Below are 26,257 nucleotides of genomic sequence, written 5' to 3' on the forward strand. Positions count from 1 at the left end.
ACTCAGGCGAGCGACGCGCGCCATGCCTCGTGCAGGTCGGCGAACTCGCCCCCACCGCGGAGCAGTTCCTCCGGAGACCCGTCCTGCACGACCCTGCCGTCGGCCACCACGAGCACGCGGTCGGCGATCAGCACCGTCGAGAGCCGGTGGGCGATGATCATCGACGTGCGCCCGGCGAGCACGGTCTCCAGCGCTGCCTGCACCGCTCGTTCCGAGGGGATGTCGAGCGACGAGGTGGCCTCGTCGAGCAACACCACCGCCGGATCGGCCAGCACCACCCTGGCGAGCGAGACGAGCTGGCGCTGCCCCGCCGAGAGCCGGCCTCCGCGTTTGCGCACGTCGGTGTCGAACCCGTCGGGCAGCGCCTCGATGAACTCCCGTGCACCCACCGCGTCGGCGGCGGCCACGATCTCGGCCCGCCTGGGCGACCCGACATCCCCTGACCGGCCCATCGCGATGTTGTCCGCCACCGAACCGGCGAACAGGAACGCCTCCTGCGTGATCATCACCAGCGCGGAGCGCAGCGCCTCGTCGGTGATGTCGCGCAGGTCCACCCCGTCGAGGCGCACTGCGCCCGAGACCGGGTCGTAGAAGCGCGCCGCGAGCTTGGCCAGCGTCGACTTGCCCGCGCCGGTGGCCCCGACGAGCGCGACCGTCTGCCCGGCCGGGATGCGCAGCGAGAACTCCGGCAGCACCGTGCGCTCGGCGGCCCTGCGGTAGGCGAAGCTGACGCGGTCGAACTCGAGTTCTCCGCGCACGGGGAACGGCAGCGGCACCGGACGCGCCGGCTCGGGCACGCCGGCCGGCGTGTCGAGGACCGAGGCGATTTTCTCCAGCGCGGCGGCAGCCGACTGGTAGCTGTTGAAGAACTGCGCCAGATCGTCCATGGGGTCATACAGCCGGCGCAGGTACAGCAGGAATGCCGTGAGGGCACCCAGGGCCAGCGTCCCATCGAGCACCCGCAGCCCGCCGATCAGCAGGATGAGCGCCAGCGTGACATTGCCGACGAGGCGGACCCCCGCGATGTACCACGCCACCGTGAGGAACGCCGCCGTGTTGGCATCCCGGTGGGCGGTGGTGAGCCCGTCCATGATCTCGTCGTTGCGTCGCTCGCGGCGGAACGCCTGCACGGCGCGGATGCCGTTCATCGACTCGACGAAGTGCACGATCAGCCGCGCCACCGTGCTGCGGGTGCGCCGGTAGCTCGCCCGGGAACTGCGCTGGAACCAGCGGGTGAGCACCAGCAGCGGCACGAATCCGCACAGCACGACCGCGGCGAGTGCCGGGTCGAGCCACACGAGCAGCACCGTGATGCCGACCAGCGAGAGCACGGCCCCGAACAGGCCTTCGAACCCCTTCTCCAGCAGGTCGGTGAGCGAGTCCATGTCGCTGGTCAGGCGCGAGATCAGCCGCCCGGAGGTGTAGGACTCGTGGAAGTCGAGCGACAGCCGCTGCCCGTGAGCGAACACGCGGCGGCGCAGGTCGAGCAGCAGATCCTGCCCGACCCGGCCGGACAGCAGCGTGAACGCCGAGCGCAGGGCCGCGCCGGCGATCCCGGTGGCCGCGTACCCGGCGATGGACCAGGCCAGCGGGCCGGGGCGCCCGGCGAGGGCAGCGGGCACGCCCTGGTCGATCGCGGTGGCCACCAGGAGGGGCCCGGCCAGCATCGCCAGGTTCTCGGCGACGAGCAGCACCGCTGCGAGCACCACCGCGCGCCGGTGCGGACGCAGCAGCTCCCCGACGAGCAGGCGGGCGCGACGCTGCATCCGCAGCCCGGTGGTCCGGTCGATCTCGTCGGCCTCGTCATCCTCTGCGGCGATACCGCGCCAGGTCTCGACGTCGGCGCCCGGGCCCGTCGCGGGCTCCGGGCCCGTTTCCGCGCCCCGGCCGGCCACGGTCTCCGTGCCGGTGTCGGTGCTCATGCGCCCACCTCCTCTCGTTCGTCGGTCAGGTCGTCCAGTGCGCTCGTCAGCAGCCGCCGGTACTCCGCGTCCGTGGCCAGCAGTTCGCTGTGGGTGCCGACGGCCGCGATCCGGCCGTCGACGAGCAGCGCGACCCGGTCGGCGAGCTGCACGGTGGACGACCGGTGCGCCACGACCAGCGCCGTCACCCCTCCCAGCACCCGCCGCAGCGCGGCCTCCACCTCTGCCTCGGTGTGCACGTCCAGCGCGGAGAGCGGGTCGTCCAGCACCAGGACGGGCGGACGCCCGATCACCGCCCTGGCCAGGGCGAGCCGCTGGCGCTGCCCGCCCGAGAGCGACATACCCTGCTCGCCGATCCGGGTGTCGAGGCCCCACGGCAGAGCCGCGACGAAACCGTCGGCGCTCGCTACGCGCAGGGCCTCCCACACCTGCTCGTCCGACGCGGACGGGAGTCCGAGAGCCACGTTCTCCCGCACGCTGGCCGAGATCAGCACCGGGTCCTCGAAAGCGGTGGCCACGGCGGTGCGCAGGTCGGCCAGCCGCAGGTCACGGACGTCGATGCCATCGATCAGCACCGCGCCCCCGGTGACGTCGTAGAGCCGGGCCACCAGTGCCGTCAGCGTGGTCTTGCCCGACCCGGTGGCGCCGACCAGCGCCATCGTCTCCCCGGGTCGCAGCGCCAGGTCGACACCGTGCAGGACGTCTCCGCGCCCACCGGGGTAGGCGAAGGAGACGTCACGCAGGACCAGTTCGCCCCGCACCGGGTTCGGCGCGGGCACCGGGTCGGGCGGGTCGATGATCGCCGGGACGACGTCGCGGACCTCCCAGTACCGCCGGGTGGCGGCCGCGGCGTTGCTCGCCTCGGCGAGCAGCCAGCCGATCGAGGCGATCGGCCAGTACAAGTAGGTCATGACGGTGACCGCGGCCACGAGGGTGCCGAGCGTCAGCGTGCCCTGGGCGACCCCGTAGGCCCCGAGCCCCAGGATCAGCGCGATCGCCGCCTCGGGCAGCGTCACCAGCACGGCCCACAGCGCCGCGAGCAGCCGCACCTTCAGCAGTTCGGTGCCGCGCAGCCCCCGAGCGTCCGCGACGAACCGCGCGGTGAGCCTGCGGCCCCGGCCGAGCGACTTGAGCACGCGGATGCCGAGTGCCGACTCCTCGATCACCGTGGCGAGGTCCCCCGCCTGGTCCTGTGCGCGCCGGGCGGCGACCGAGTAGCGGCGCTCCAGCATGAGCGTGAGCACCACGAGCGGCACCGCGATGACGCCGATGACCAGCCCCAGCGTGGGGGAGAGCCAGGCCAGCACGGCCACGCCCGCCACCATGGTCAGCACGTTGACCACGAGGAAGATCCCCGAGAACGCGACGAACCAGCGAATCGTGTTGAGGTCGGACGTCGCGCGGGAGAGCAGCTGCCCCGACGGCCACTGGTCGTGGAACGCCACGGGCAGGCGTTGCAGGTGGGCGAAGAGGTCGGCCCGCAGGTCGGCCTCGATGCGGGTGCTGGGGCGGGCGACGAGACGCCGCCGCAGCAGCATCAAGCCCGCCTCGAGCAGCCCGAAGGCGAGCACACCCGCGACCAGCCACGGCAGCGCCGACAGCTCGGAGCGGGCGATCGGGCCGTCGACGATGGCGCGGGTGATGAGGGGAATGGCCAGCCCGGCGAGGCTGCCGGCCAGCGCCGCGAGGGCGCCGCCGACCAGGGCATGTCGATGAGGGTGGACGTACGGGGCGAGGCGGCGCAGGGCACCGAGGGTGGCCCGGTGGGGCTGCTGGGAGTCGTCGCTCATGGCGCCGATGACGGTAGGTACTTCGGGCGAACGACGCATGCGAGTTCTTTCATGCAGCAACCGTGCGACCTCGATGCGAGTAGAGGTCAATGGCCGGGCTGTAGCACTCTTGGGCAACAGAAGCACCGGACCGGGTCAGGAAGGATCTGAGGACGTGACGTTGCGGATCGGCTACAAGGCCTCTGCGGAGCAGTTCGGGCCGCGAGAGCTCGTGGAGTACGCCGTACGGGCGGAGGAGGTGGGCCTCGACAGCGTGGTGACGTCGGACCACTTCCTGCCGTGGCGCCACGAGGGCGGCCACGCACCGTCCTCGCTCGTGTGGCTCGCTGCGGTGGGGGAGCGCACCGAGCGGGTGCAGATCGGGACATCGGTGCTCACGCCGACGTTCCGCTACAACCCCGCGGTGATCGCTCAGATCTTCGCCACGCTGGGGGAGGCCTACCCGGGCCGCGTGATGCTCGGGGTCGGCACCGGGGAGGCGCTCAACGAGATCGCCGTGTCGGGCATGGAGTGGCCCGAGTTCAAGGAACGGTTCGCGCGGCTGCGCGAGGCGATCCGGCTCATGCGTGAGGTGTGGACGTCCGAGGACGTGACGTTCGAGGGCGAGTACTACCGCACCGTCGGGGCCACCATCTACGACAAGCCGAAACAGCCGGTTCCGATCTACGTGGCGGCGGGTGGGCCGGTCGTGGCGAAGTACGCCGGCCGCTCGGCGGACGGTTTCATCTGCACGTCCGGCAAGGGCATGGATCTCTACACCGAGAAGCTGATGCCGGCCGTCACCGAGGGCGCCGAGGCGTCGGGGCGCAGTCTCGACCAGATCGACCGGATGATCGAGATCAAGATGTCCTACGACCGCGACGCGGAGACGGCGCTGGAGAACTGCCGCTTCTGGGCGCCGCTGTCGCTCACGGCCGAGCAGAAGCACAGCGTGGACTCCGCGGTCGAGATGGAGCGGCTGGCCGACGAGCTGCCCATCGAGCAGGTCGCAAAGCGCTGGATCGTGGCATCCGATCCCGACGACGCGGTGTCCCAGATCAAGCCCTACATCGACGCGGGGCTCAACCACCTCGTCTTCCACGGCCCGGGGCAGGACCAGGAGCGCTTCCTCACCCAGTTCTCCGAGGACGTGCTGCCCAAGCTGCGCGCATTGTCCTGACACACCGGTGCGGCGGGCACCTCGGCGCAGGTGCCCGCCGCCCTGTCGCGCCTACTTCTTCTTGTCGCGTGCTTTCGCCGTTTCCCGGTCGTTGGCCTTGCCGATCGCGTCGACCAGCTCGTCCTTGGTCATCGACGAGCGGCCGGGGACGTCGAGCCTCCTCGCAACATCCTGGAGGTGCCGCTTCGAGGCGTTCGCGTCCACTCCGCCCGCCGTGGGCCGATCGCTGTCGAGCCCACCTTCGGCGGCCCGCTCGTCGGAGGGACCCTTCTCCTCCTTGGGCTCCCAGTGGTCGCCGACCTTCTCGTAGCTGCGCTTCAACGCGGCGAACGCCACACGGTGGGCCCGGGCGCCATCGTCGTCGTAGGTCTCGAGCGCCGAGTCGTAGGTCTTCTCCCACGTCCGCTCGGCCTTGTCGTCCGAACGCCGCACCGTGCTCGGGACCTGGTCCTCTGCCGGCATGCACTACACCTCCGTGCGCGTGCGCGGCCGCGGTGGCGTGTCCAGGAACCGCCGCACGCCCTTCATCCCGTAGCGGTCCACCGCTGTCTTGATCAGGCCGAAGATCGCGCCCTGCAGTGTGGCGGCGAGGAGCACCTCGCGTGTGGTGTAGTCGTCGGAGAGGGGCAGCGGAGCCTCGTCCTCGTGCGACAGCTTCTTCCACACCAGGGCGAAGACCTGGCCGGCCAGCAGCCCTCCGAGCAGGCCGAAGATGAGACCGATGGGCTTGTAGGCGATCTTCGCCAGGCCGGTCAGCTCGTTCCCGTCGCGCTTCATCGCTGCGGCTCCTCGGCACGCGCCTCGGCCCCGGTCTCCCCGGCGTAGCCGGCGTCCTGGCCTGCCACCCGGCCGACGAACTCCTCGTTCTCGCCGGTGCCCGTGGTGCTCGGCCCGTCGGGGCGCTCTTCGCTGTCGCGGTCGACGCCGCCGGCCTCGCGGGTCCGCGCGAGGTGGGGATCGGAGGCGACGTCGGGCTCGGATGAACCATGCATGAGCAGCGAGTACCCGATCGGCTCCCCGCCGACACGGTTTGGCCCTGCCGTGGACGGGCACCACAGGATCGTGGTGGATGACGGCGCGATCAGGCCGCTGGCCGACCGACGGCCGGGCGGACGCCGGTTGCGGCTGCGGCACCATGCCCGGGCGGCGGAGCTGCGGGCGATCCGCAGCCGGATCGCCGCGTGGGCGGGGCAGCAACGGCTCCCCGAGGACGTGGTGATCGACCTGCAGCTGGCGGTCGGCGAGGCGGTGTCGAACGGCGTGGAACACGCCTACCGGCAGTCCGGTTCCGAGGAGCCGGACGTGGTGCCCACCGTGGAGGTGGAGCTGGAGGTGCTGGCCAACGAGCCGCTACCAGTCGTGGCGGTCATGGTGACCGACCACGGCCGGTGGCGGCCCGCGCCGGATCGCCCGGGCTACCGTGGCCGTGGTCTCACCATGATCGGACGGCTCTCGCAGCGGCTGCGGGTGGTGAGCTCGCGGCAGGGGACCCGGGTGTGCTTCGAGGTCCCGCTGCGCCCGTTCTAGGAGTTGTCGGCCCCGCAGACGTGCTGGGGTCAGCGTTGCGACGGGCCGGGAACCGAGCCACCGGCGACGAGCCGTCGGGTGCTGGGGGTGGCGCCGCGCACCGAGCGCAGGCCCGGCAGCTGCACGGCGGAGCGAGGCATCGTGCGGCGCGCCCGGAGCACCGGCCACACCGGCGAGGGCGGGAACAGCGCCTCCAGCCCGGTCGACGCGGGCCCGCCGACGCTCGAGCGCAGCAGCTCCTGGTAGTCGTCGAACTCGGCGACCGCGGCCGCGATGTCGCCCTGCCCGAGGTAGGCCTCGATGAGGACGCGGCGGGCGCTCTCGCGGCTGGGGGCGGTCTGCACGGCGCTCTTCGCGATCGCCACCGCCTCCTCGTACCGGGCGGCGGACGTCAGTCGCAGGCTGCGCTCCTCGAGCGCGTGCAGCCGCAGCTGGCGGAACCGCTCGCGTTCGACGGCGATCCAGGGGGCGGTCCAGCCGGGCAGGATGTCGGCGGACAGCAGCGAGATGTCGGGGTCGTGGTTGGTCGGGATGTCGGGCATCGCACGCACGAGCCCCAGTGCGTCGGCGAGGTCGACCTCGACGTCGGCGGCCAGCGCCAACGGGCCGCTCTCGTCCTCGTCGGCGAACAGCTCCGGTACGTCAACGGCGGTGGCGGCGTCGGCGAGCAGGCGTACCGCCGCGTCGGTGGGTACTCCCGGCCACAGGTCCGCGGCGAGGCTCGTGCGCTCCTGGGGCCGCGGATGCACGGCGAGATACGCCACAAGCCTGCGTGAGTCGACCCCGAGCGGGACGGTGGCACCGTCGGTGGTCAAGGTGAATGAACCGAGCACAGAGACCCGTCGCTGAATGCGGGAGTGAGCCTGCATCATGCGAGATCGTCGCTGGTCGTCAGACATGGTCATCCCAAATGTGATGGTGCCCGAATGTGGTGACGCTTATGGTGGTGCTCGAAATGTGGTGCTACGCGTGCGTGTGTGGCGTGTCGGCGCTGCCCGATGGCGCACGAGTCCGCGAAGGAGTCTTCTCCCGACCGGGCGTGTTGCCAAGGGGCATATTCGTCACACCCGCGGTTTCCAGGGTGACGCGCCGTGCAGATCTTACGTCACGGACTGGCGTGCATGCGGACATGGGTGCCCCATCGATCGGCCCATACATGCAGCGAATCGCATAATTGACGCGCGATCCAGACACCACGACCGCGAGGGTCGGCGGGATGGGGCGCCTGCAGGCCCGGTAGCGGGTCGGTGAGGGCTCCACGGTCGTGGATCTCGCACACCACCCCACCGCCCGTGCTGGTCCAGATGGCCAGCTCCGCCTCGGGCGCGCCGTGCTCGACGGCGTTGGTGGCCACCTCGTTCACGGCGAGAACCAGGTCCTCGGCGCGCGTGCGGCCATAGCCTGCGGTGTGCAGGGATTCCTCGACCGCCGAGCGCACCTCGTGCAGCTGCCACGCGCTGAACGTCATGCGGACGTCGGGCGGGCCCAGCAGCGTGGGGGCCGGAGCCGGCCGCATCGCGAGCACGTCGCGCGGGCAGCGATGCTGGGTGTTGTGCAGCAACCGCCCTCCAACCAGCAGCAACGGGTGGTTGCGCCGGGCCCCGTCGAGGATCTCCAGGTGTAGCGGCAGCTCCGGGAAGAAGCACGTCATGTGCACCGGGAGATCTGTCAGCGCGACGTTCACCGCGGCGTCCAGCTCGGTCCAGAAGCCGCCGTCGGCGCCGTCGAAGGCGCTGATGTGCTCGCTGAGCACGATGACGGGGCCGCCGGTGGTGGAGGTCAGCTCCCGCACCTCCAGGGCCCAGCGAGCGGCCACCGTCTGACCGGATGCGCCGTCGGGCCCGATGGGGCTGCTGAGCTCGACGAGCCCCGCTGCCCGGCCCAGCTCGGCGTACACGGCCCGCAGCGTGCGCGGACGCAGCGCGAGCGCCACCGGGTCGCCCCGTTCGAGACCCGCGAGGGCCAGCGGAACGAGCTGGGCGAGCAGTTCGGCGTCGGTGCTGTAGTAGCCGACCGCGTGCTCCAGGCGGACCGCGACGGCCGACCGGGTGGTCTCGATCCTCATCGGGCCTCCGGGAGCGTGTGGTCGGGCCGGGTCTTGACGACGAGCTGGGCGGCGAAGGGAGCGCCGCAGCGGTCGAGGACGCGCACCACGCGCGGCCGCACGCCGGTGAGGATCAGGCGGTGGGAGCTGGGGAACTCCTCCGCCGCGTGCACGAGGCTGACGGCGGCCGCGACGTCGAGGAACCGCAGCGAGGCCAGGTCGAGCGTGATGTCGGTGGGGCCGGCGTGGGATCGCAGTGCGTCGTCCAGCGCCGTCTCGAGCAGCCTGCGGATGCGTGGGCGGTTGCTGTGGTCCACCTCGCCTGCCAGCCGGGCGCAGCCGGGCCCGGTGCTCGTGATGCGCAACAGGTTGTCGTCGTAGATCGCGGGGACGACGAGCTCGGTGTGGTGGCGGGCGCGCAGCTCCTCGATGGCGCCGTCGGGGAACCGGCGGCGGTCGTAGAGACACAGCAGCCGGGCCGGGCGCACGCGGATGACCTCGTCGAACGCGTCGTCGTACTGGAGCAGCGAGACACCGCCCGCACGCTGCAGGGCGTAGCTCAGCTGCCCGGTGAGCCGCACGCCGGTGTAGCCCCGCTCGACCGCGTCGTCGACGGTGCCGCAGATGAGGTCCTGCACGTACGGGGGTGGGCTGCGCAGTGTGGCGCGAGTGGTGTCGGGCGGCACCACGATCAGGCTGCCGTCGTGCAGCGACTCCGCGATCGGCACGCAGTCGTCGGCCAGCCGTTCGATGACGCAGTCGGCGGTGCCGTCGTCGAAGTACACCACCTGCTCGCCCGCTGCCAGGCCGTCGGCGACGAACGCGGACGTCATCTCCCAGAGCTGCTCGTCGCTCACCGGAATGGCGCAGGCATGGTCGACGGTCCGTAGGTCCTCGACCGTTCTCACCATCACGCTTCCCGCGGAGCCGCCCGGCATGTCCCCGACGCGGCGGCCCGATCACGGACAGAACGCTGCGTCACGTGAACGACACTCTACGTCCGACACCCCGGGAAAAGGGACGTTCCCGGCGGGGGGTGGGACGAACCGGCGACCTGCCGCGACGAACGGGCCTGTCAGGGCACGAGCGGCGGGACCATCGCCTCCACGAGGTGCGGCCCGGGCTCGGCCGAGGCCCTCCGGAGAGCCTCGATCATCTCCTCGGCGGTGTGTACCCGGACCGCCGGGACCCCCATTCCCCGGGCGAGCGCGACGAAGTCGAGGTCCGGCCTGCCGAGATCGAACAGGGCCCTGGCCCGCTCCCCGCCGTTCTCGACGAGCCCCGCGGCACCGACGTGCTGCAGCTCCATCCGCAGGATGGCGTAGGCGCTGTTGTTGTAGACGACGGTGGTGATGTCGAGTGCCTCGCGGGCATGGGTCCACAGCGCCGAGATCGTGTACATGGCGCTCCCGTCGGCCTGCAGGCACCAGACCGGCCGGTCGGGGCAGGCCACCGCGGCCCCGGTGGCGGCGGGCAGGCCCCAACCGATGGACCCGCCGACGGCCGTGAGCCAGTCGTGGCGTGGTGCCGTCGCCGTCGCCGCGGGCAGCCCCGTGCCGGATGTGACCGCCTCGTCCACGACCACCGCCCCCTCGGGCAGCAGGGCGCCGACGACCGCAGCGGCGGTCTGGACGGTCAGGGCACCGCTCGGGAGCGCGGGGCGCGCGAGCTCCGCGGTCCTCGCGGTCGTGCCCGGCGCGAGGAGGTCGGCGAGCTCCTCCAGCGCGGCGGTGGCGAGCCCGTCACGGCCCGGCACGAGCGGGTGGATCTCGCAGTCCGCGGGCGCCAGCTCGGAGGGCTTGTCGGGGTAGGCGAAGAACGCCACCGGGGACCGGGCGCCGGCGAGCACCAGGTGGCGCGCCCCGGCGAGCTGGCGAAGCGCCACGTCGACGGGGTAGGCCACCCGCTCCACCGGGACCACGCCGGCGCCCCGCTCCATCCGGGTCGGGAACGTCTCGGCCAGGACCCTGGCGCCGGTCGCCGCCGCGATCCGGTCGGCGGCGGCCAGGCCGTCGGCCCGCGTGGCGTCGCCGCCCACCAACAGCACGCACGGTTCGCCCGACCGCAGTGCGCGCGCCGCGGACCGAAGGGCATCGGGGTCGGCAGGCTGCAGGGGAGCGGTCGGCAGCGGCTCCGCGACGCTTCCGCCGTCCTGCGCCCAGCTGACGTCCGCAGGCAGCACGAGCGTGGCGACCTGGCCCTCCCGGGCCGCGGCGACCGCCGCCGCGGCGTCGGATCCGACGTCGGCGGTGCTCGCGCTGTGGCGCACCCAGCCCGACACCGATCCGGCGACGGGCCCGATGTCCGACTGCAGCGGCGCGTCGAACTTCATGTGCTCGATGGCGTGGTCGCCGACGATGTTGACGATCGGCGCCCCCGCCTTGCGGGCGTTGTGCAGGTTGGCCAGCCCGTTGCCCAGGCCCGGACCGAGGTGCAGCAGGGTGGCGGCCGGCCGGCCCGCCATCCGTGCGTAGCCGTCGGCCGCGCCGGTGGCGACGCCCTCGAACAAGGTCAGCACGGCACGCATCTGCGGCACCGCGTCGAGGGCCGCCACGAAGTGCATCTCCGATGTGCCGGGATTGGCGAAGCAGACCTCGACCCCGCTCGCCACCAAGGACCGGATGAGTGCGCGGGCCCCGTTCACTGTGCGGCGGTGCCGGCGGTGTTCACGTGCACGGACGTGGCGGGCGATGACACCAGCGTCTGCAGCACCACGCAGTAGCGCTCCGTCAGCTTGATGAGGGTGGCGACCTGGTCGGCGTCTGCGCTGGTGGCGAGGTCGAAGGTCAGGCGGATGTCGCGGAACCCGACCGGTGCCTCCTTGTCGACGCCGAGCGTGCCGCGGAAGTCCAGGTCGCCCTCGGCGTGCACCGTGCCGCTCACATCGAGCCCCATGTTGGTGGCGACCGCGCGTAGGGTGACGCCCGCACAGGCGACGAGCGCCTCCAGGAGCATGTCCCCGGAGCACAGCTGCGAGCCGTCACCGCCGGTGGCCGGGTGCAGGCCGGCCTCGGCCAGCGCAGTTGCGGTGCGGACCCGGCAGGCCACGCCGGTGCCGTCGAGTTCTCCCTCGGCCTTCAGAGTGATGAGCGCGGTGGTGGGATCGTCCCGGTACTGCGCCTTGAGCGGGGCCTGCATCTCCTTGAGAGCGGAAGCGTCCATGTGATGATCCTGCCTTGGCCGGGGCGTCCTGTGCAGCCGCGAGCCGAGCCGGCCGCACCAGTAGGCTCCTGACGTGCCCGACCTGCCGACGACGCGGCCCCGGGCCGACCGCATCGTGACGGTCCCGAACCTGCTCAGCGTGCTGCGGCTGGCCGGGGTACCGCTGTTCCTCTACCTGCTCCTCGTGCCGCGCGCCGATGGGTGGGCGATCCTCGTGCTGGCCGTCGGCGGCTTCACGGACTGGCTCGACGGCAAGCTCGCCAGACTGCTCGGGCAGTACAGCCGCCTCGGCGCCCTGCTCGACCCCGCGGTCGACCGGCTCTACATCCTGGCCGCGCTGATCGCGCTCGGCGCGCGCGACGTGGTGCCATGGTGGGGAGTGGTGGCGCTGGTCTGCCGCGACCTGGTGCTGGCGGCCACGCTTCCCGTGCTGCGTCGCCGGGGCTATGCCCCCTATCGGGTGACCTACCTCGGCAAGGGCGCCACGTTCCTGTTGTTGTACGCGTTTCCGCTGCTCCTGCTCGGTCAGAACACGGGCTTCTGGGGCGAGCTCGCCCGGCCGTTCGGGTACGGCTTCGCGATCTGGGGCACGGCGCTCTACCTGTACTCAGGGGCGCTGTATCTGACGCAGTTCGTACTCGCGATGCGGTCGCCGGTGCAGCCGCCGGGGGTCGGTGGCCGTCTCGGAGGCGGGGACTAGGCTCCTCGCGTGATTCCCGAGGACCTTCGCTACACCGAAGCCCACGAGTGGGTGCGCGACCTGGGGGACGGGGTGGTTCGGATCGGCATCACCGATCACGCCCAGTCCCAGCTCGGTGACGTCGTCTTCGTGCAGCTGCCCGCGGTCGGTGACACCGTCACCGCTGGTGCGGCTGTCGGCGAGGTCGAGTCCACCAAGTCGGTGTCGGATATCTACGCTCCCGTGTCCGGCACGGTCGTCGCGGTCAACGACTCTCTCGAGAACAGCCCCGAGCTGATCAATTCGGGGCCCTACCAGGCAGGTTGGATGATGGACGTCCGGCTGGCCGACGATGCCGCCGCACTGGGCGACCTGCTCGACGCGACGGCGTACGGCGAGCTCACGGGAAGCTGACCGGGCCGGAACCGGACGCCGCCGCGCGGTAGGTTTGCGGAACCCACGGCACGTGGGCCGCACAGATCACAAATGAACGTTGCTACATCCATGCAGGAGGAGACCCCGAGGTGACCACGAACGACGGGCCCGGCGTGCCCCCGGAGCGCTCCCCGGAGACCACCTCGGTCTTCCGAGCGGACTTCCTCTCCGAGGTCGAGCCCCCCGCCCAGGACCAGCCGGTCTCCGGCGTCGACGCGCTACCTGCAGGAGCAGCCCTGCTGGTGGTCAAGCGCGGGCCCAATGCGGGGTCGCGGTTCCTCCTCGACCGGCCGTCCACGAGCGCGGGGCGCCACCCCGACAGCGACATCTTCCTCGACGACGTCACGGTCTCGCGCCGCCACGCCGAGTTCCGCAGTGACGCCGGCGAGTTCGTCGTCGTCGACGTCGGCAGCCTCAACGGCACCTACGTCAACCGGGAGCCGGTCGACACCGCTGTTCTGGCCAACGGCGACGAGGTGCAGATCGGCAAGTTCCGGCTCGTGTTCCTCACCGGGCCGCGCGAGCCCGGCGCCACAGGCTGAGGACTGGCGCAATACGGCGGCTCGACGCCCGTCCGGAGGCGGGCGCGGGCCGGGTGCGCCGTGTAGCGTCGACACTGCAGGACCGTCAGGAGGAGGGAAGCGCATGAGCGAGATGCGCGTCGTGGGTGTCCGGGTTGAATTGCCCGCGAACCAGCCGATCCTCCTGCTGCGGGAGACCAGCGGCGACCGGTACCTCCCGATTTGGATCGGTTCGGTCGAGGCCACTGCGATCGCCCTGGAGCAGCAGGGAGTCAAACCAGCCCGACCGCTGACCCACGACCTGCTCAAGGACGTGATCACGGGGTTGGGCCGCAGGCTGGAGCAGGTGCGGATCACCGATCTCCAGGAGGGCACGTTCTACGCCGAGCTCGTCTTCGACGGCGGCGTCAAGGTGTCGGCCCGGCCGAGCGACTCGGTGGCGCTCGCGTTGCGCATCGGGGTGCCGATCCACGCCGACGAAAGCGTGCTGGCAGAGGCCGGGCTGGTCATCCCCGACGAGCAGGAGGATGAGGTCGAGAAGTTCCGGGAGTTCCTGGACTCGATCTCGCCGGAGGATTTTCGCGGCGCGCAGCCGTAGTACCCGGCCGAGGCCATCCGGTCTCGACACGCCCGGTTCCGGGTGACTCGCGGCGGCGCGCCGCGTTGACCGGTCGCGCGCACCCGCTTACCGTCGGGCGTGACGGCCCGCCTTTCGGGCCCCGGCGGAAGGAGTTCGGTGGAGAACCCGCCGTCCGGCTCACCTGAACAGGGTGAGCTCTTCCCCGATCCCCTGCTGGGGGCCGGCCTCGACGGGATGCCGGACCAGCTCGTCGGGTTCCGGGGTCCTACCGCCTGCCAGGTTGTGGGGATCACCTATCGGCAGCTCGACTACTGGGCCCGTACGGGTCTGGTCGTGCCGTCCATCCGTGGAGCGGCAGGCTCGGGATCGCAGCGGCTCTACTCGTTCAAGGACGTCCTCGTCCTGAAGGTCGTCAAACGGCTTCTGGACGCCGGGGTGTCGCTGCAGAACATCCGCGTGGCGGTCGAGCACCTACGCCGGCGTGGCATCCGCGATCTCGCCGGCATCACGCTGTTCAGCGACGGCACCACCGTCTACGAGTGCTCGTCACCGGAAGAGGTCGTCGACCTGCTGCAAGGTGGGCAGGGCGTCTTCGGCATCGCCGTGAGCGGCGCGATGCGTGAGATCAGCGGGTCGATCAAGGACTTCCCGGTCGAGCGGGCCGACGGCGGCAGCGTCGACGAGAGCCCGGAGGACGAGCTGTCCCGCCGCCGCGCTCGGCGTGCCATCAGCTGAAGCCGCGGCGCCTTCCCCGGCGCCGAGTAGTTCGTCGCGAGATCCGCGTAGCCGCCCTCGCGAGGGCTCATCGGCTGATCTCGGAGCGATCAACGGCCTGCAGCGGCCCTTCCCGCGCCGACAACGACGGGCCATCCTGTTCCCTCCCGCATCCAGGGGGGCGTAACAGGAACGGTGGCGTCCGGTGAGCACCTACGACGCGATCGTGGTCGGCGCGCGGTGTGCCGGATCGCCGACCGCGATGCTGCTGGCACGCGAGGGGTACGCGGTCCTGCTCGTCGATCGCGCGATCTTCCCGAGCGACACGATCTCCACACACCTGGTGCATGCGCCCGGGGTGGCGGCGCTTCGGAGATGGGGACTGCTCGACGAGGTTCTCGCAACGGGGTGCCCGCCGATCGACACCTACGCGTTCGACTTCGGTCCGTTCACGATCACGGGAAGCCCGGGCGTGGCGTACGGCCCTCGCCGGACCGTGCTGGACGAGGTGCTCGTCCGTGCCGCCGCCGCGGCCGGGGCGGAGCTACGGGAGCGGTTCACGGTGACCGGCCTGCTCGTCGAGGACGGACGCGTCACGGGAGTCCGTGGGCATGGGCAGGGCGGCGGCCCGGTCGTCGAGCGGGCCCGAGTGGTCATCGGAGCGGACGGCCTCCGATCGCTGGTCGCTCGTGGGGTGCGGCCCGAGCGGTACCACGAGAAGCCGCGTCTGCTGTCCGGCTACTACGCGTACTGGAGCGGGCTGCCGATGGAGGGACGCTTCGAGGCCTACGTCCGGCCGTACCGGGCGTTCGCGGCGTGGCCGACGAACGACGGCCTCACGCTCGTCGTCGGCGGGTGGCCGTACCGGGAGCACGCTGCGAACAGGACCGACGTCGAGGGCAACTTCCTGGCGATGCTCGACATGGCTCCCGCCTTCGCCGACCGCGTCCGGGCCGGCACACGGGAGACGCGCTTTGCCGGCATGGCCGTGCCGAACTTCTTCCGCACGCCCTACGGACCGGGCTGGGCGCTGGTGGGGGACGCCGGTTACAACAAGGACTTCATCACGGCGCAGGGGATCCAGGACGCGTTCCGGGACGCCGAGCTGTGCGTGACGGCAGTGGACGAGGCGTTCTCCGGTGCCCGCCCGTTCGACCTCGCGATGCGCGACTACCGGTCGGCGCGGGACGCGCATGTTCTGCCGATGTACGAGTTCACGGCCGACCTGGCGTCGCTCGACCCGCCGTCACCGGAGCTCCGGGAGCTGCTGGTGGCCATGTGCGGCAACCAGCAGGCGATGGACGGGTTCGCGCGGGTGAACGCCGGGGTCACCTCGCCGGCCGAGTTCTTCTCGGACGAGAACGTCGGGCGCATCGTCGGCGCGGGACCGGGCTCACAGTTCTGACAAACGGCGCGGAGAGGGCAGGCGGCGGGAGAGGGCTACGATGTGACGCGTAGTCGCTGAACCCGCGCGGGAGAGTCCCGGTCGCCGTCTCGATTGATGGGGATCGGGCGCCGAAGGAGCAAATCCTCCCCGGAACCTCTCAGGCATCCTGGACCGCCCGGGCGAGACGCCTCTGGAAAGCGACGGGCGTGCCCGTCCGCCGACGGGGAAAGCCCGCTCTGTACGGGGTGAATCTCTCAGGCGCCCGGTGACCGGGCGGGGACAGAGGGGGAGGGCAGCAGTTGCGTGCCCGCCGCCTGCCCGACCTCCGGAGGTCCAGTGACCGACCGTCCCACCCCGCATCCCCTGGAGCGCCCGACGCTCCACGACCTCGAGCAGGGTCTCCCGTTCGTCGATCGGCACATCGGGCCGCGATCGGCGGAGCTGTCCACCATGCTGGCGGCGGTCGGCGCGGAGTCACTCGACGCCCTCGCCGACGCGGTGGTGCCCGACTCCATCCGCGACCGAGCACTTGTCGCCTCCACCTTGCCCCCCGCGGCGTCCGAGCCGGAGGTGCTCGCCGAGCTGCGGGCTCTCGCGGCGCGCAACACGGTGACCGTCCCGATGATCGGGCTGGGCTACTCGGGCACGGTCACGCCGCCGGTGATCCGCCGCAACGTGCTGGAGAACCCGGCCTGGTACACGGCCTACACGCCCTACCAGCCGGAGATCAGCCAGGGCCGGCTCGAGGCGCTGCTGACCTTCCAGACCACGGTCGCCGACCTCACCGGGCTCCCCGTCGCGGGGGCCTCCCTCCTCGACGAGGCCACCGCGGCCGCCGAGGCGATGACCCTCCTGCGCCGGGCCGGGCGGGCCACGTCGCCGCGGTTCGTCGTGGACGCCGACACCCTGCCGCAGACGATCGAGGTGCTCCGCACCCGCGCCGAGCCGCTGGGTATCGATCTCGTGGTGGCGGACCTGGACGCCGGGCTGCCCGAGGGTGAGCTGTTCGGGCTCCTTCTGTCCTACCCCGGCGCTTCCGGTGCGGTCACCGATCCGTCGTCCCTGATCGCCGAAGCACACGAGCGCGGAGCACTGGTGGCAGTCGCCGCCGACCTGCTGGCTCTCACCCTGCTCACGCCGCCCGGTGAGCTGGGCGCCGACGCGGCGGTGGGCACCACCCAACGCTTCGGGGTGCCGCTCGGCTTCGGTGGCCCGCACGCCGGTTACCTGTCGGTGCAGCAGAAGCATGCGCGCCAGCTGCCGGGCCGGCTCGTGGGCCTGTCCCGCGACGCCGACGGCAACCCGGCTCTGCGGCTGGCGCTGCAGACGCGTGAGCAGCACATCCGCCGTGAGAAGGCCACCTCGAACATCTGTACCGCGCAGGTGCTCCTGGCTGTCGTCGCCGCGTGTTACGCGGTCTACCACGGGCCGGACGGCCTGCGGCGGATCGCCCGCCGGGCGCACCGCATGGCCGCTGTGCTGGCCGCCGGGCTGCGGGCCGGGGGAGTGGGGGTGCTGCACGGGGAGTTCTTCGACACCGTGCAGGCGCGGGTGCCGGGACGGGCGGCGGAGGTGGCCGACGCCGCCCACGCCGCCGGGATCGCACTGCGGCGCGTGGATGAGGACACGCTGGGCATCGCCTGCTCCGAGGTGACCACGGTGGAGCACCTGGAGGCTGTATGGGCAGCGTTCGGCGTCACCGCCGACGCCACCGCGATCGACCTCGACACCGAGGACGTCCTCCCTCCGGGCCTGCTTCGCACCACCGAGTACCTCACGCACCCGGTCTTCCACGAGCACCGCTCGGAGACCTCGCTGATGCGCTGGCTGCGCAGGCTCGCCGACGCCGACATGGCGCTGGACCGCACGATGATCCCGCTCGGGTCGTGCACGATGAAGCTCAACGCCGCGGTCGAGATGGAGCCGATCTCGTGGCCGGCGTTCGCCGACATGCACCCGTTCGCCCCCGAGGCCGACGCCGAGGGGACGCTCGCGCTGATCGCCGACCTGGAGCGGTGGCTCGCCGAGCTCACCGGGTACGCGGCCGTGTCGCTGCAGCCCAACGCCGGTAGCCAGGGCGAGTTCGCGGGCCTGCTCGCGATCGCGGCCTACCATCGCAGCCGGGGTGAGACGCACCGGGACGTCTGCCTGATCCCGGCGAGTGCCCATGGCACCAACGCGGCCTCGGCCGTGATGGCCGGGATGCGGGTGGTCGTGGTGGCCACGTCCCCCACCGGCGACGTCGACCTCGACGACCTTCGCGCCAAGATCGCCGAGCACGGCCCCTCTCTCGCGGCTCTCATGATCACCTACCCGTCCACGCACGGCGTGTTCGAGGTGCGGGTCCGCGAGGTGTGCGACCGGGTGCACGAGGCCGGCGGGCAGGTCTACGTCGACGGCGCGAACCTGAACGCGCTGGTCGGACTGGCGAGGCCGGGGGCGTTCGGCGGCGACGTCAGCCACCTCAACCTCCACAAGACGTTCTGCATCCCGCACGGAGGAGGCGGGCCCGGCGTCGGTCCGGTGGCGGTGGCGGAGCACCTGGCGCCGTTCCTGCCAGGACGTGGCGGTGCCGAGGGGGTCGGTGCCGTGTCGGCAGCGCCACACGGCAGCCCGGGGGTGCTCCCGATCTCGTGGGCCTACATCCGGCTCATGGGAACCGACGGTCTGCGCCGGGCCACCCTCAGTGCGATCGCGGCAGCCAACTACGTGGCGAAGCGCCTCGGTGAGCACTACCCGGTGCTGTACGCGGGCGAGCACGGGCACGTCGCCCACGAGTGCATCCTCGACCTGCGCGGGATCACCCGGGACACGGGCGTGACCGTCGACGACGTGGCGAAGCGGCTCGCCGACTACGGCCTGCACGCGCCGACGATGTCCTTCCCTGTGGCGGGCACGCTGATGGTGGAGCCCACCGAGAGCGAGGACCTCGCCGAGATCGACCGCTTCGTCACCGCGATGATCGGGATCCGCGGGGAGATCGACCGTGTGGCGGCGGGGGAGTGGCCGGTCACGGACAACCCGCTGCGCGGTGCGCCGCACACCGCGGCGTGCCTGATGGACAAGTGGGACCACCCGTACCCGCGGGAGCTCGCCGCGTACCCGACGGGCGTCACACCGGGCGTACACGACCGCAAGGTGTGGCCTCCTGTGCGCCGGATCGACGGTGCTCACGGTGACCGCAACCTCGTGTGCAGCTGCCCGCCCGTGGAGGCCTACTCGTAAGGAGATGCCGGTGCGATGAGGGCGGACACTCCACGCCGCCCTCATCGCACGAGGCAGTTCCCTCACATGTCAACGAATCAATGACGCCAGCGTTCCGAAAATGAAACGTTGACCAGATACACCGAGCAACGGACGAGTACCGATCGTCGATCGGCACTCGTCGATTACGTGTATCCGCCCCGACGTGGAAGGTTGTGTTCGTCCCGGAGCATGTCCTCCGTGGTGCGGGGGAGCCCGATCTTCGCGTGCAGGGCATCAGACTTCGCTGTTCCGGAGACGGTCGCCAGTTCCTCGTCGTCGACCGTCCTGACATTGATGCCGTGCATGTTGTGCTGCGCGTGGACCAGTTCGTGGCCGTACACGAGAAACGCAGGGGTGACAGGTTCGCCCAGCTTGGCTCCCTCGCTGTCCTTGAAGCCGTAGGGAACCGCGACCGTGCTGGTGGAACCGCTGCCCGCAGTGTCCTCGTTCTGCGCGAGCGCATTCGCGGAGTCCGCGATCGCCTCCGCCCCGACGTCGGTGTTCCCGCCCATGAACTCGACCTGCCCGGGGTGGTAGGGGACGACGCCGACGGCAGGAGATCCAGGGCGTGAGGCCAGGTCGGTGACCAGGGCGCGGCCGCGTTGGCGGGACAGCAGCCGAGCATGAGCGGACAGAATCTGGGTCGTGAAGCCGGCGAGTTCGGCAGGGTCACGGTCGTCGCCGAATGCTCGGGGCTTGCCCGAGATCGAAACTCCCTGTCCGCTCGTGATTCGTGACCATGTGCGCGAGAGCGACTCGAGTGCCTTGCTGTCGGCGGCGTCGATATCCGGCGCGACGGGGCGCAGGTCGTAGATGCGGAGGATGTCGACGTAGGAGAGGTGCCGGTTCTGGATCTGGTCGAGCAGTGCCTTCAGATCGACTTCCCGCCGCTCGTCGGCCGGAGTCGCCGCGACGTTGTGCAACTGGGGGTAGATCATGTGCTCGGCTTGGTCGATAACCGTTCCGAGATCGTCACAGTGCTTCTGCCTGGCCGGCTTCGACCAGACGCGCCAGCCGAGCGACTTGGTCTTCGCGATCATCTTGTCGGCCTCGGCGATCATCTCCGTGACGAATCCCTGGATAGGGTCGTCCAGTGCCTGCGGCCGGGGCGCCCGCTGTACCACGGCCACCGGGCCGGCCGAGTCGGTTCGCAGCACGTCGTGCACCAGCGAGTGCTGTGCGTGCTCGTGGCCGGCGACAGCTGTGCGGGCCGGACCGTGGAGCATGCCGACCACGGCCGCATTGCCCGCCGCTCGTTGCAGGGCTCGCACCGCTCCTGGGTTCGAGTCTCGCGGGACCAGTGGACGTGAGACAGGTGTCGATCGGGCTGGCGGTCGCCGTCCACGAGGGGTTCCCTCGGCCGTGTTTGGCCGCTCTTGCGCGTACATGCCGATTCCTCTTCGCCGGGGTACCGGTCAGGTTCACAGGCGCGGACGAGAGCGGGCAAGGCCGCGAGATCAGTGCGGTCAACATCACCGAGGATCTTCACGGAGAGAGAACCGCTGGTCACGGGCGGTCCGAAGTGGGCACGTTGTGGTCACTCAGAGCAAGACCGCCGTGACAGCCGTGCGGGCGGGTGAACCCCCTCCCGGCCACCCGCCCGCAGCACGAAGAGGGTGCCTCGGCGTGGCCTGATACAGGAATCTTCGACGAGCTTGATTCCTTCGTTGTCAATCAATCATTGACGCTTACATGCCGTCGATCAAAGATTGACGACCAGAACGAGCAAGGACGAGCAACACCCACCACACGCCGGGGCGCCGCTCAGCGATCCGTGAGCAGGACCTCGCACAGCTCGACGAGACGGCGCCGCAGGGGAGTGGCGCTCCGGGCGAAGTCGGCCTGGGCGCGGGCGTACTCGGCCCGTCCGGCAGGCGTCTCGATACGGATGGGGGAGTAGCCGTAGCCGGCCAGGTCGTAGGGGCTCGCGCGCATGTCGAGCTCCCGCACCTCCACGGCAAGGGCGAAGCAGTCGGCGAGCAGCTCGGCCGGTGTCGCCGGAGCGAGTTTGTAGGCCCACTTGTAGAGGTCCATCGTGGCGTGCAGGCAGCCGGGCTGCTCGTTCGCCACCTGGTCGGCGCGCTCCGGGCGGATGGCGTTGAGCGGTTCCGCGGCACGTGTGAAGAAGCGGAAGGCGTCGTGGTGCGTGCAGTGCAACGGCAGCGACTCGACCACGGCGTCGGTGCCCGCAGGCCCGAGCCGTAGCGGAACAGCTGAGTGGCGGGGTGCGTCGCTGCGGTACACCATCGCCCACTCGTGCAGCCCGAAGCAGCTCAACCGGGCGGGGCGGGAGGCTGTCGCCACGAGCAGGTCACGCACGAAGGCTGCCGTCGTGACGATTCGGGGAGGCAAGGCGTGCACGTCGAGCCGCACGTGGTCGCCGTCGCGGACGTGGCCCGGGAGCGCGAGCAGCGCGTCCCCGCGTCGCAGGAGGAGCCCGGGCCCCGGCTGCCACTGCTCGAGCCGGGCCGGGCGGAGCGAGTAGTAGGTGAAGAGGAAGTCCATCACGGGATGCGGCTCGCCGCGGCGTCGGCGCTCCCGGTGAGGCGACGTCCATCGCACGACACGCGCCCGGTGCGCGGCGGCGCGCTCGCGCCACACCGGCTCGTCGAGCAGCGTGTGCGCTGCGGAGGGAGCCGGGGTCGTCACGGCGGTCCACGGTACCGACGGACGAACGCTGTGAGCGGGGCGGGCGCCGTCAGGTTCCTCTCATCGCCGAGTGCGTTCTTCTCGATCGCTTTCGCAGTTCCCGTCGTGGGTCAGGAACCGAAATGGGCACGTGAACGAATGGTCGATCATCTGCGATTCTTCGCACCTACGGTCGATCAGGCGCTGCCCTTCCTGCGCAACTGACCGGGCGCGAACCTGATCTCCATTTCGCATTCGACACGTCAAGATGGCCGCAAGCGGTATCCCGGGTACGGCGACCGTGGCCGTCTCCGATCTCGATGAGGTAACGCGGGCGCTCAGGCCTGCGCGCGCGGCGCGTGGGTGGCGTCGCGGACCTCACCGACGTAGGTCTCCAGGAGGTCCTCCATCGCGACGAGGCCAACCGTCCCGCCGCGGCCGTCCACGGCGCGGCCCAGGTGGGCGCGGGCGCGGCGCAGCACGGCGAGCGCCTCGTCGAGCCGGACGGAGACCGGCACCTCCGGAAGGCCGCGGATCCGCTCGATCGGCACGGCGGCGTCCGGGTCGTCGACGAGGTCGAGGATGTCCTTGACGTGGAGGTATCCGCTGAAGTTCCCGTCGGTGGCCCGGACCGGGAACCGGGAGAACCCGGTGTCGGCGACGCTGCGCGCCACATCGTCGACCGTCGGGTTCACCGGCAGAGCCACCATCTCCTCGCTCGGTACGAGGACGTCGCCGACGGTGGCCTCGGCCGAGCTGAGCGTGCGGCTGAGGCGGCGGGACTCGTGGTCGTCGAGCAGGCCCTCGCGCCCGGATTCGGCGATGAGGTCGGCGAGCTCGCCGGGGGTGAAGGACGTCTCGAGCTCGTCGCGCGGCTCCACCCGCAGCAGCCGCAGCACGCCGTTGGCCATCACGTTGAACAGCTCGATCAGCGGTCGCATCACGGTGGTGAAGACGAGGAACGGCGGCACCAGCCAGATCGCGGTGCGTTCTGGTCCGGCGATGGCGATGTTCTTGGGCACCATCTCGCCGAGGAGGATGTGCGCGACCACCACGATGGCCAGTGACACCGCGAACGCGATGGGGTGCAGCAGGGCGTCCGGCATGCCCAGCCAGTGCAGCGGGCGCTCGATGAGGTGGGCCACGGCCGGCTCGCCGAGGCGGCCGAGCAGCAGCGAGCAGATCGTGATGCCCAGTTGCGACGCGGCGAGCATCCGGGACAGGTCGGCGCCGGCCTTCAGGACGGTCCGGGCGGACGCCGTGCCGGAGGTTGCCATCGCCTCGAGCCGGTCGCGGCGGGCGGAGATCAGCGAGAACTCGGCGCCGACGAAGAAGGCGTTGGCGCCGAGCAGTGCGATCGCCGCCAGCAGCGCGAGCAGGTCGCTACCCATGGGCGGCCTCCTCCTGCCGGGCGGGGGGCGCAGGGTCGGGGTCGGCGGTGGCGCGAGCCAGGCGCAGCTCGGCGATGCGGTTGCGGTCGCGGCGCATGACGGTGAGCCGCCATCCGTCCACGTCGATGTCCTCTCCGACGTCGGGGATGTGTCCCAGCTGGGCGAGCACGAGCCCGGCCAGCGTCTCGTAGTCGCCGTCGGGCATCTCGAACCCGGTGGCATCGGCCACCTCGTCGCTGCGGAGCAGGCCCGATACGAGCCAGCTGCCCCGGCCCAGTGGGCGAACCTGTGCCTGCTCGGCCCGGTCGTGTTCGTCGCGTACGTCGCCGACGATCTCCTCGACGAGGTCTTCGAGGGTGACGATGCCCGCGGTGCCGCCGTACTCGTCCACGACCACGGCGAGCTGCAGGCCGGAGCTTCGGAGCCGGGTGAGCAGCTCGTCGCCGTCGAGCGACTCCGGGACCGTCGGGACGGTCTGGACGATGCCGCGCAGGGCGACATGGTCCCGCTCGGCGGCCGGCACCCCGAATGCCTGCTTCACGTGCACCACGCCGAGCACGGAGTCCGGGTCGCGGTCGTGCACGATGAAACGTGAGAAGCCGCTGCGGCGGGCCAGCGCCACCAGATCGGCCACGGTGTCGTCCGCGTCGAGGGACTCGACCCGCACCCGGGGGGTCATCAGGTCCTCGGCGACACGGTCGGTGAACCGCAGTGATCGGTCCAGCAGGGTGGCGGTGCCGGCGTCCAGGGTGCCGTGCTGCGCACTGGAGCGGACCAGCGAGCTGAGCTCGCTGGGCGACCGTGCCGAGCGCAGTTCCTCGGCGGGTTCGACCCCGAGCCGGCGCACGATGGTGTTGGCCACGCCGTTGAGCGCCGTGATGAGCCAGCGGAACGCGTGGGCGAACCCGCTCTGCAACCAGACCACCGCACGTGCGGTGCGCAGTGGGTCGGCAATGGCCAGGTTCTTCGGCACGAGCTCGCCGAACACCATCGACAGCGCCGTGGCGAACAGCAGAGACAGCACGGTGGCGGTGCCCGCGGCGAGCCCGTCCGACAGGCCGATCGCGGTGAGCACCGGACGAAACAGCGAGGCGATGGCGGGTTCGGCGATGTAGCCGGTGACCAGCGTGGTGACGGTGATGCCGAGCTGGCTGCCGGAGAGCTGGAACGACAGCGCGCGATGGGCCTTCTGCACGGCGCGGGCGCGCCGGTCGCCGACCTCGGCGACGTGGCCGTCGACCTGGCTGCGCTCGAGCGCGGTGAGGGCGAACTCGGACGCCACGGATATGGCCGTTCCGAGGGTGAGCAGGGCAACGGCGACCAACCCGAGGATCGACCACAGGACGCTCATCGGCCGCGCCGACGACGGACGTGACCGCTGGGCGGACGGACGGTATGCCGGGACGGGCCCGGCCTTCTACTGCAACCCGGCTCGGCGGGGTGTGCACGGGGCACAGGCGTGCTCCTCGTCAGGCGGAGCCCTCATCTTAGGTCGCTCTGCCTGCAGGGGCAGACCCACGTCGTACGGCGGATTCTCCGGACGTCACGCCGGTCACGTCTCGAAGCGGTGACCGGCCAGGGGATCTAAGTTGCACGGTCATGGACGGCAGTCGCAATGGTGCGCGCGAAACGTCCTCGCCGTTCGTGGACTTCGACCGGGCGGCGTGGGCGAAGCTTGGCGAGAACACTCCACTCCCGCTCACGGCGGAGGAGCTCGACCAGGTCCGAAGCCTCGGTGACGAGGTCGACCTCGACGAGGTCCGTGAGGTGTACCTGCCGCTGTCGCGGTTGCTCACCATGCACGTCCAGGAGGGTGGGCGGCTCTACCGGGCGTACCGCACGTTCCTGGGCGCCCGAACCGCGCGCACTCCGTTCGTGATCGGGATCGCAGGGTCGGTGTCTGTGGGGAAATCCACAACGGCTCGGCTGATGCGGCTCCTGCTCGCCCGCTGGCCGCAGCACCCGCGCGTGGAGTTGGTGACGACCGATGGGTTTCTGCATCCCAACGCCGAGTTGGAGCGCCGCGGGCTGATGTCCCGCAAGGGCTTTCCGGAGTCGTACGACCGGCGGGCGCTGCTGCGGTTCGTCACCGAGGTCAAGGCCGGGCGGGCCGAGGTGACGGCCCCGGTCTACTCGCACCTGGTGTACGACATCCTGCCCGAGGAGCGGCTCACGGTGCACCGCCCGGACATCCTGCTGCTGGAGGGGCTCAACGTCCTGCAGCCCGCGCAGCCGGCGCGCGAGGGCGGCGCGGCGCTTGCGGTGAGCGACTTCATCGACTTCTCCGTCTACGTCGACGCGGCGACGGACGACATCCGGCGTTGGTACGTGGAGCGTTTCCTGCGGCTGCGCGAGACCGCGTTCCGCAATCCCGAGTCGTACTTCCGCCGCTATGCCGCACTGGACGAGGCCGGGGCGATCACGCGGGCCGAGAGCATCTGGGCGGAGATCAACGGGCCGAATCTGGAACGGAACATCAAGCCCACGCGCGGCCGCGCGAGCCTCGTGCTCCGCAAGGGTCCGAAACACAACATCACCGGCATCCGGCTACGGAAAGTGTGACCGAAGCGACGGCCGTGAGAAGGCCTGGCACGATGGTCGGATGACCAGCGTTGACCACGTCGACACCGACGAGCAGACCGAGCTCGCAGCCCGGCTGCGTCTGGTCGTCGGAAGGCTGAACCGCCGTATTCGGATCGACGGGCGGGAATCGATCCCACCGTTACAGCTGTCCGCGCTGGTCACTGTGGAACAGCACGGGCCGCTGCGGCTCTCGGAGCTCGCGCGCCGGGAGGCTGTGACGGCTCCGACGATGAGCAGGGTGCTCGCGTCCCTGGACGAGCAGGGCCTCGTGATCCGCACCCCGGACCCCAATGACGCCCGGGGTGTGCGGATCGTGTTGTCCGAGCAGGGCGCGGCCCGGCTGGCCGAGGTGCGCTCGCACCGCACGGCGTTGGTGGCGCGGCGCCTGGCCCGCCTCGATCCGGAGCAGCGTCGCATCCTCGATGTGGCGCTCCCGGCGCTCGAAGCTCTGCTGGTGGACGAGGAGAACTGAGGCGCGTTCCGGTCCGG

At 71.1% G+C, this 26,257-nt stretch carries 25 protein-coding genes and 1 riboswitch; of the genes, 11 read left to right on the plus strand and 14 right to left on the minus strand.

What is annotated here, in order from left to right:
* Window positions 1-2: 2 nt before the first annotated feature.
* Window positions 3-1,922, minus strand: a complete 1,920-nt coding sequence (locus MMF94_RS07945) for an ABC transporter ATP-binding protein (RefSeq protein ID WP_241035642.1) — start codon at window positions 1,920-1,922, stop codon at window positions 3-5.
* Window positions 1,919-3,712 (minus strand): ABC transporter ATP-binding protein, encoded by a 1,794-nt coding sequence (locus MMF94_RS07950; protein ID WP_241035643.1) that lies wholly within the window; start codon window positions 3,710-3,712, stop codon window positions 1,919-1,921. The genes MMF94_RS07945 and MMF94_RS07950 overlap by 4 nt, the downstream gene beginning before the upstream one ends.
* Before the next feature lie 154 nt (window positions 3,713-3,866).
* Between MMF94_RS07950 and fgd the strand changes: the two genes are divergently transcribed.
* Window positions 3,867-4,871 carry a glucose-6-phosphate dehydrogenase (coenzyme-F420) gene (fgd, locus tag MMF94_RS07955; protein WP_241035644.1) on the plus strand — a complete coding sequence of 335 codons (1,005 nt, stop codon included), beginning with the start codon at window positions 3,867-3,869 and terminating at the stop codon, window positions 4,869-4,871.
* 51 nt (window positions 4,872-4,922) lie between these two features.
* Here the strand turns inward: fgd and MMF94_RS07960 are convergent, their stop codons facing one another.
* From MMF94_RS07960 to MMF94_RS07970, 3 genes are read right to left on the minus strand one after another with little or no spacing between them, the layout of a single operon-like run.
* On the minus strand, window positions 4,923-5,333 hold the full coding sequence (locus MMF94_RS07960; RefSeq protein ID WP_241035645.1) for a ChaB family protein: 411 nt from the start codon (window positions 5,331-5,333) through the stop codon (window positions 4,923-4,925).
* Window positions 5,334-5,336: 3 nt separating this feature from the next.
* The gene (locus MMF94_RS07965; protein WP_241035646.1) at window positions 5,337-5,648 is read right to left on the minus strand and encodes a DUF4235 domain-containing protein; all 312 of its coding nucleotides are present in this window, start codon (window positions 5,646-5,648) and stop codon (window positions 5,337-5,339) included.
* The gene (locus tag MMF94_RS07970; protein ID WP_241035647.1) at window positions 5,645-5,863 is read right to left on the minus strand and encodes a hypothetical protein; all 219 of its coding nucleotides are present in this window, start codon (window positions 5,861-5,863) and stop codon (window positions 5,645-5,647) included. The genes MMF94_RS07965 and MMF94_RS07970 overlap by 4 nt, the downstream gene beginning before the upstream one ends.
* On the opposite strand from MMF94_RS07970, the gene MMF94_RS07975 reads away from it, so the two are divergent.
* Window positions 5,862-6,398, plus strand: a complete 537-nt coding sequence (locus MMF94_RS07975) for an ATP-binding protein (protein WP_241035648.1) — start codon at window positions 5,862-5,864, stop codon at window positions 6,396-6,398. The genes MMF94_RS07970 and MMF94_RS07975 overlap by 2 nt on opposite strands.
* A gap of 29 nt (window positions 6,399-6,427) precedes the next feature.
* On the opposite strand, the gene MMF94_RS07980 is transcribed toward MMF94_RS07975, so the two are convergent.
* From MMF94_RS07980 to MMF94_RS08000, 5 genes are all read right to left on the minus strand, one after another.
* Window positions 6,428-7,213: an AfsR/SARP family transcriptional regulator gene (locus tag MMF94_RS07980; protein ID WP_241035649.1), complete on the minus strand. Its 786-nt coding sequence runs from the start codon at window positions 7,211-7,213 to the stop codon at window positions 6,428-6,430.
* A gap of 290 nt (window positions 7,214-7,503) precedes the next feature.
* Entirely contained in the window at window positions 7,504-8,463 is a 960-nt protein-coding gene (locus MMF94_RS07985; RefSeq protein WP_241035650.1) for an ATP-binding protein, read from the minus strand.
* Window positions 8,460-9,353, minus strand: coding sequence for an MEDS domain-containing protein (locus MMF94_RS07990; protein ID WP_241035651.1), 894 nt, complete (start codon window positions 9,351-9,353; stop codon window positions 8,460-8,462). The genes MMF94_RS07985 and MMF94_RS07990 overlap by 4 nt, the downstream gene beginning before the upstream one ends.
* Window positions 9,354-9,517: 164 nt before the next feature.
* On the minus strand, window positions 9,518-11,086 hold the full coding sequence (locus MMF94_RS07995) for an acetolactate synthase large subunit (protein WP_241035652.1): 1,569 nt from the start codon (window positions 11,084-11,086) through the stop codon (window positions 9,518-9,520).
* On the minus strand, window positions 11,083-11,604 hold the full coding sequence (locus tag MMF94_RS08000) for an OsmC family protein (protein WP_241035653.1): 522 nt from the start codon (window positions 11,602-11,604) through the stop codon (window positions 11,083-11,085). The genes MMF94_RS07995 and MMF94_RS08000 overlap by 4 nt, the downstream gene beginning before the upstream one ends.
* 73 nt (window positions 11,605-11,677) lie before the next feature.
* Here MMF94_RS08000 and clsA point away from each other — a divergent pair, with 73 nt between their 5' ends.
* The 7 genes from clsA (at window position 11,678) to gcvP (ending at window position 19,145) form a co-directional block, all read left to right on the plus strand.
* A complete protein-coding gene (gene clsA / locus MMF94_RS08005) occupies window positions 11,678-12,304 on the plus strand; it encodes a cardiolipin synthase ClsA (protein WP_241035654.1) in 627 nt (208 codons plus the stop codon).
* Window positions 12,305-12,313: 9 nt separating this feature from the next.
* On the plus strand, window positions 12,314-12,697 hold the full coding sequence (gcvH, locus tag MMF94_RS08010; RefSeq protein ID WP_241035655.1) for a glycine cleavage system protein GcvH: 384 nt from the start codon (window positions 12,314-12,316) through the stop codon (window positions 12,695-12,697).
* 110 nt (window positions 12,698-12,807) lie between these two features.
* On the plus strand, window positions 12,808-13,260 hold the full coding sequence (garA, locus tag MMF94_RS08015; RefSeq protein ID WP_241035656.1) for a glycogen accumulation regulator GarA: 453 nt from the start codon (window positions 12,808-12,810) through the stop codon (window positions 13,258-13,260).
* Between the two features lie 103 nt (window positions 13,261-13,363).
* Window positions 13,364-13,837, plus strand: coding sequence for a bifunctional nuclease family protein (locus tag MMF94_RS08020; RefSeq protein ID WP_241035657.1), 474 nt, complete (start codon window positions 13,364-13,366; stop codon window positions 13,835-13,837).
* A 138-nt stretch (window positions 13,838-13,975) separates the two neighbouring features.
* Window positions 13,976-14,554, plus strand: a complete 579-nt coding sequence (locus tag MMF94_RS08025; protein ID WP_169394762.1) for a MerR family transcriptional regulator — start codon at window positions 13,976-13,978, stop codon at window positions 14,552-14,554.
* Between the two features lie 184 nt (window positions 14,555-14,738).
* Window positions 14,739-15,938, plus strand: coding sequence for an NAD(P)/FAD-dependent oxidoreductase (locus MMF94_RS08030; RefSeq protein ID WP_241035658.1), 1,200 nt, complete (start codon window positions 14,739-14,741; stop codon window positions 15,936-15,938).
* A 57-nt stretch (window positions 15,939-15,995) separates the two neighbouring features.
* Window positions 15,996-16,104: riboswitch (glycine riboswitch) on the plus strand.
* Window positions 16,105-16,256: 152 nt separating this feature from the next.
* Window positions 16,257-19,145 (plus strand): aminomethyl-transferring glycine dehydrogenase, encoded by a 2,889-nt coding sequence (gene gcvP, locus MMF94_RS08035; protein ID WP_241035659.1) that lies wholly within the window; start codon window positions 16,257-16,259, stop codon window positions 19,143-19,145.
* Between the two features lie 164 nt (window positions 19,146-19,309).
* Here the strand turns inward: gcvP and MMF94_RS08040 are convergent, their stop codons facing one another.
* The 4 genes from MMF94_RS08040 to MMF94_RS08055 all read right to left on the minus strand — a co-directional run bounded on the left by MMF94_RS08040 (window position 19,310) and on the right by MMF94_RS08055 (window position 24,536).
* Window positions 19,310-20,437, minus strand: coding sequence for a M91 family zinc metallopeptidase (locus tag MMF94_RS08040; RefSeq protein ID WP_241035660.1), 1,128 nt, complete (start codon window positions 20,435-20,437; stop codon window positions 19,310-19,312).
* Window positions 20,438-20,930: 493 nt separating this feature from the next.
* On the minus strand, window positions 20,931-21,815 hold the full coding sequence (locus MMF94_RS08045) for a 3-methyladenine DNA glycosylase (protein ID WP_241035661.1): 885 nt from the start codon (window positions 21,813-21,815) through the stop codon (window positions 20,931-20,933).
* A gap of 317 nt (window positions 21,816-22,132) precedes the next feature.
* A complete protein-coding gene (locus MMF94_RS08050; RefSeq protein ID WP_241035662.1) occupies window positions 22,133-23,185 on the minus strand; it encodes a hemolysin family protein in 1,053 nt (350 codons plus the stop codon).
* Complete coding sequence (locus MMF94_RS08055; RefSeq protein ID WP_241035663.1) at window positions 23,178-24,536, minus strand: hemolysin family protein; 1,359 nt, start codon at window positions 24,534-24,536, stop codon at window positions 23,178-23,180. Before MMF94_RS08055 ends, MMF94_RS08050 begins: the two co-directional genes overlap by 8 nt.
* A 248-nt stretch (window positions 24,537-24,784) precedes the next feature.
* On the opposite strand from MMF94_RS08055, the gene coaA reads away from it, so the two are divergent.
* Both coaA and MMF94_RS08065 read left to right on the plus strand, forming a co-directional pair.
* Window positions 24,785-25,747, plus strand: a complete 963-nt coding sequence (coaA, locus tag MMF94_RS08060; RefSeq protein ID WP_241035664.1) for a type I pantothenate kinase — start codon at window positions 24,785-24,787, stop codon at window positions 25,745-25,747.
* 40 nt (window positions 25,748-25,787) lie between these two features.
* The gene (locus MMF94_RS08065) at window positions 25,788-26,240 is read left to right on the plus strand and encodes a MarR family winged helix-turn-helix transcriptional regulator (RefSeq protein ID WP_241035665.1); all 453 of its coding nucleotides are present in this window, start codon (window positions 25,788-25,790) and stop codon (window positions 26,238-26,240) included.
* Window positions 26,241-26,257: the final 17 nt, after the last annotated feature.

The sequence above is a fragment of the Pseudonocardia alaniniphila genome (assembly GCF_022524485.1).
Lineage (GTDB): Bacteria > Actinomycetota > Actinomycetes > Mycobacteriales > Pseudonocardiaceae > Pseudonocardia > Pseudonocardia alaniniphila.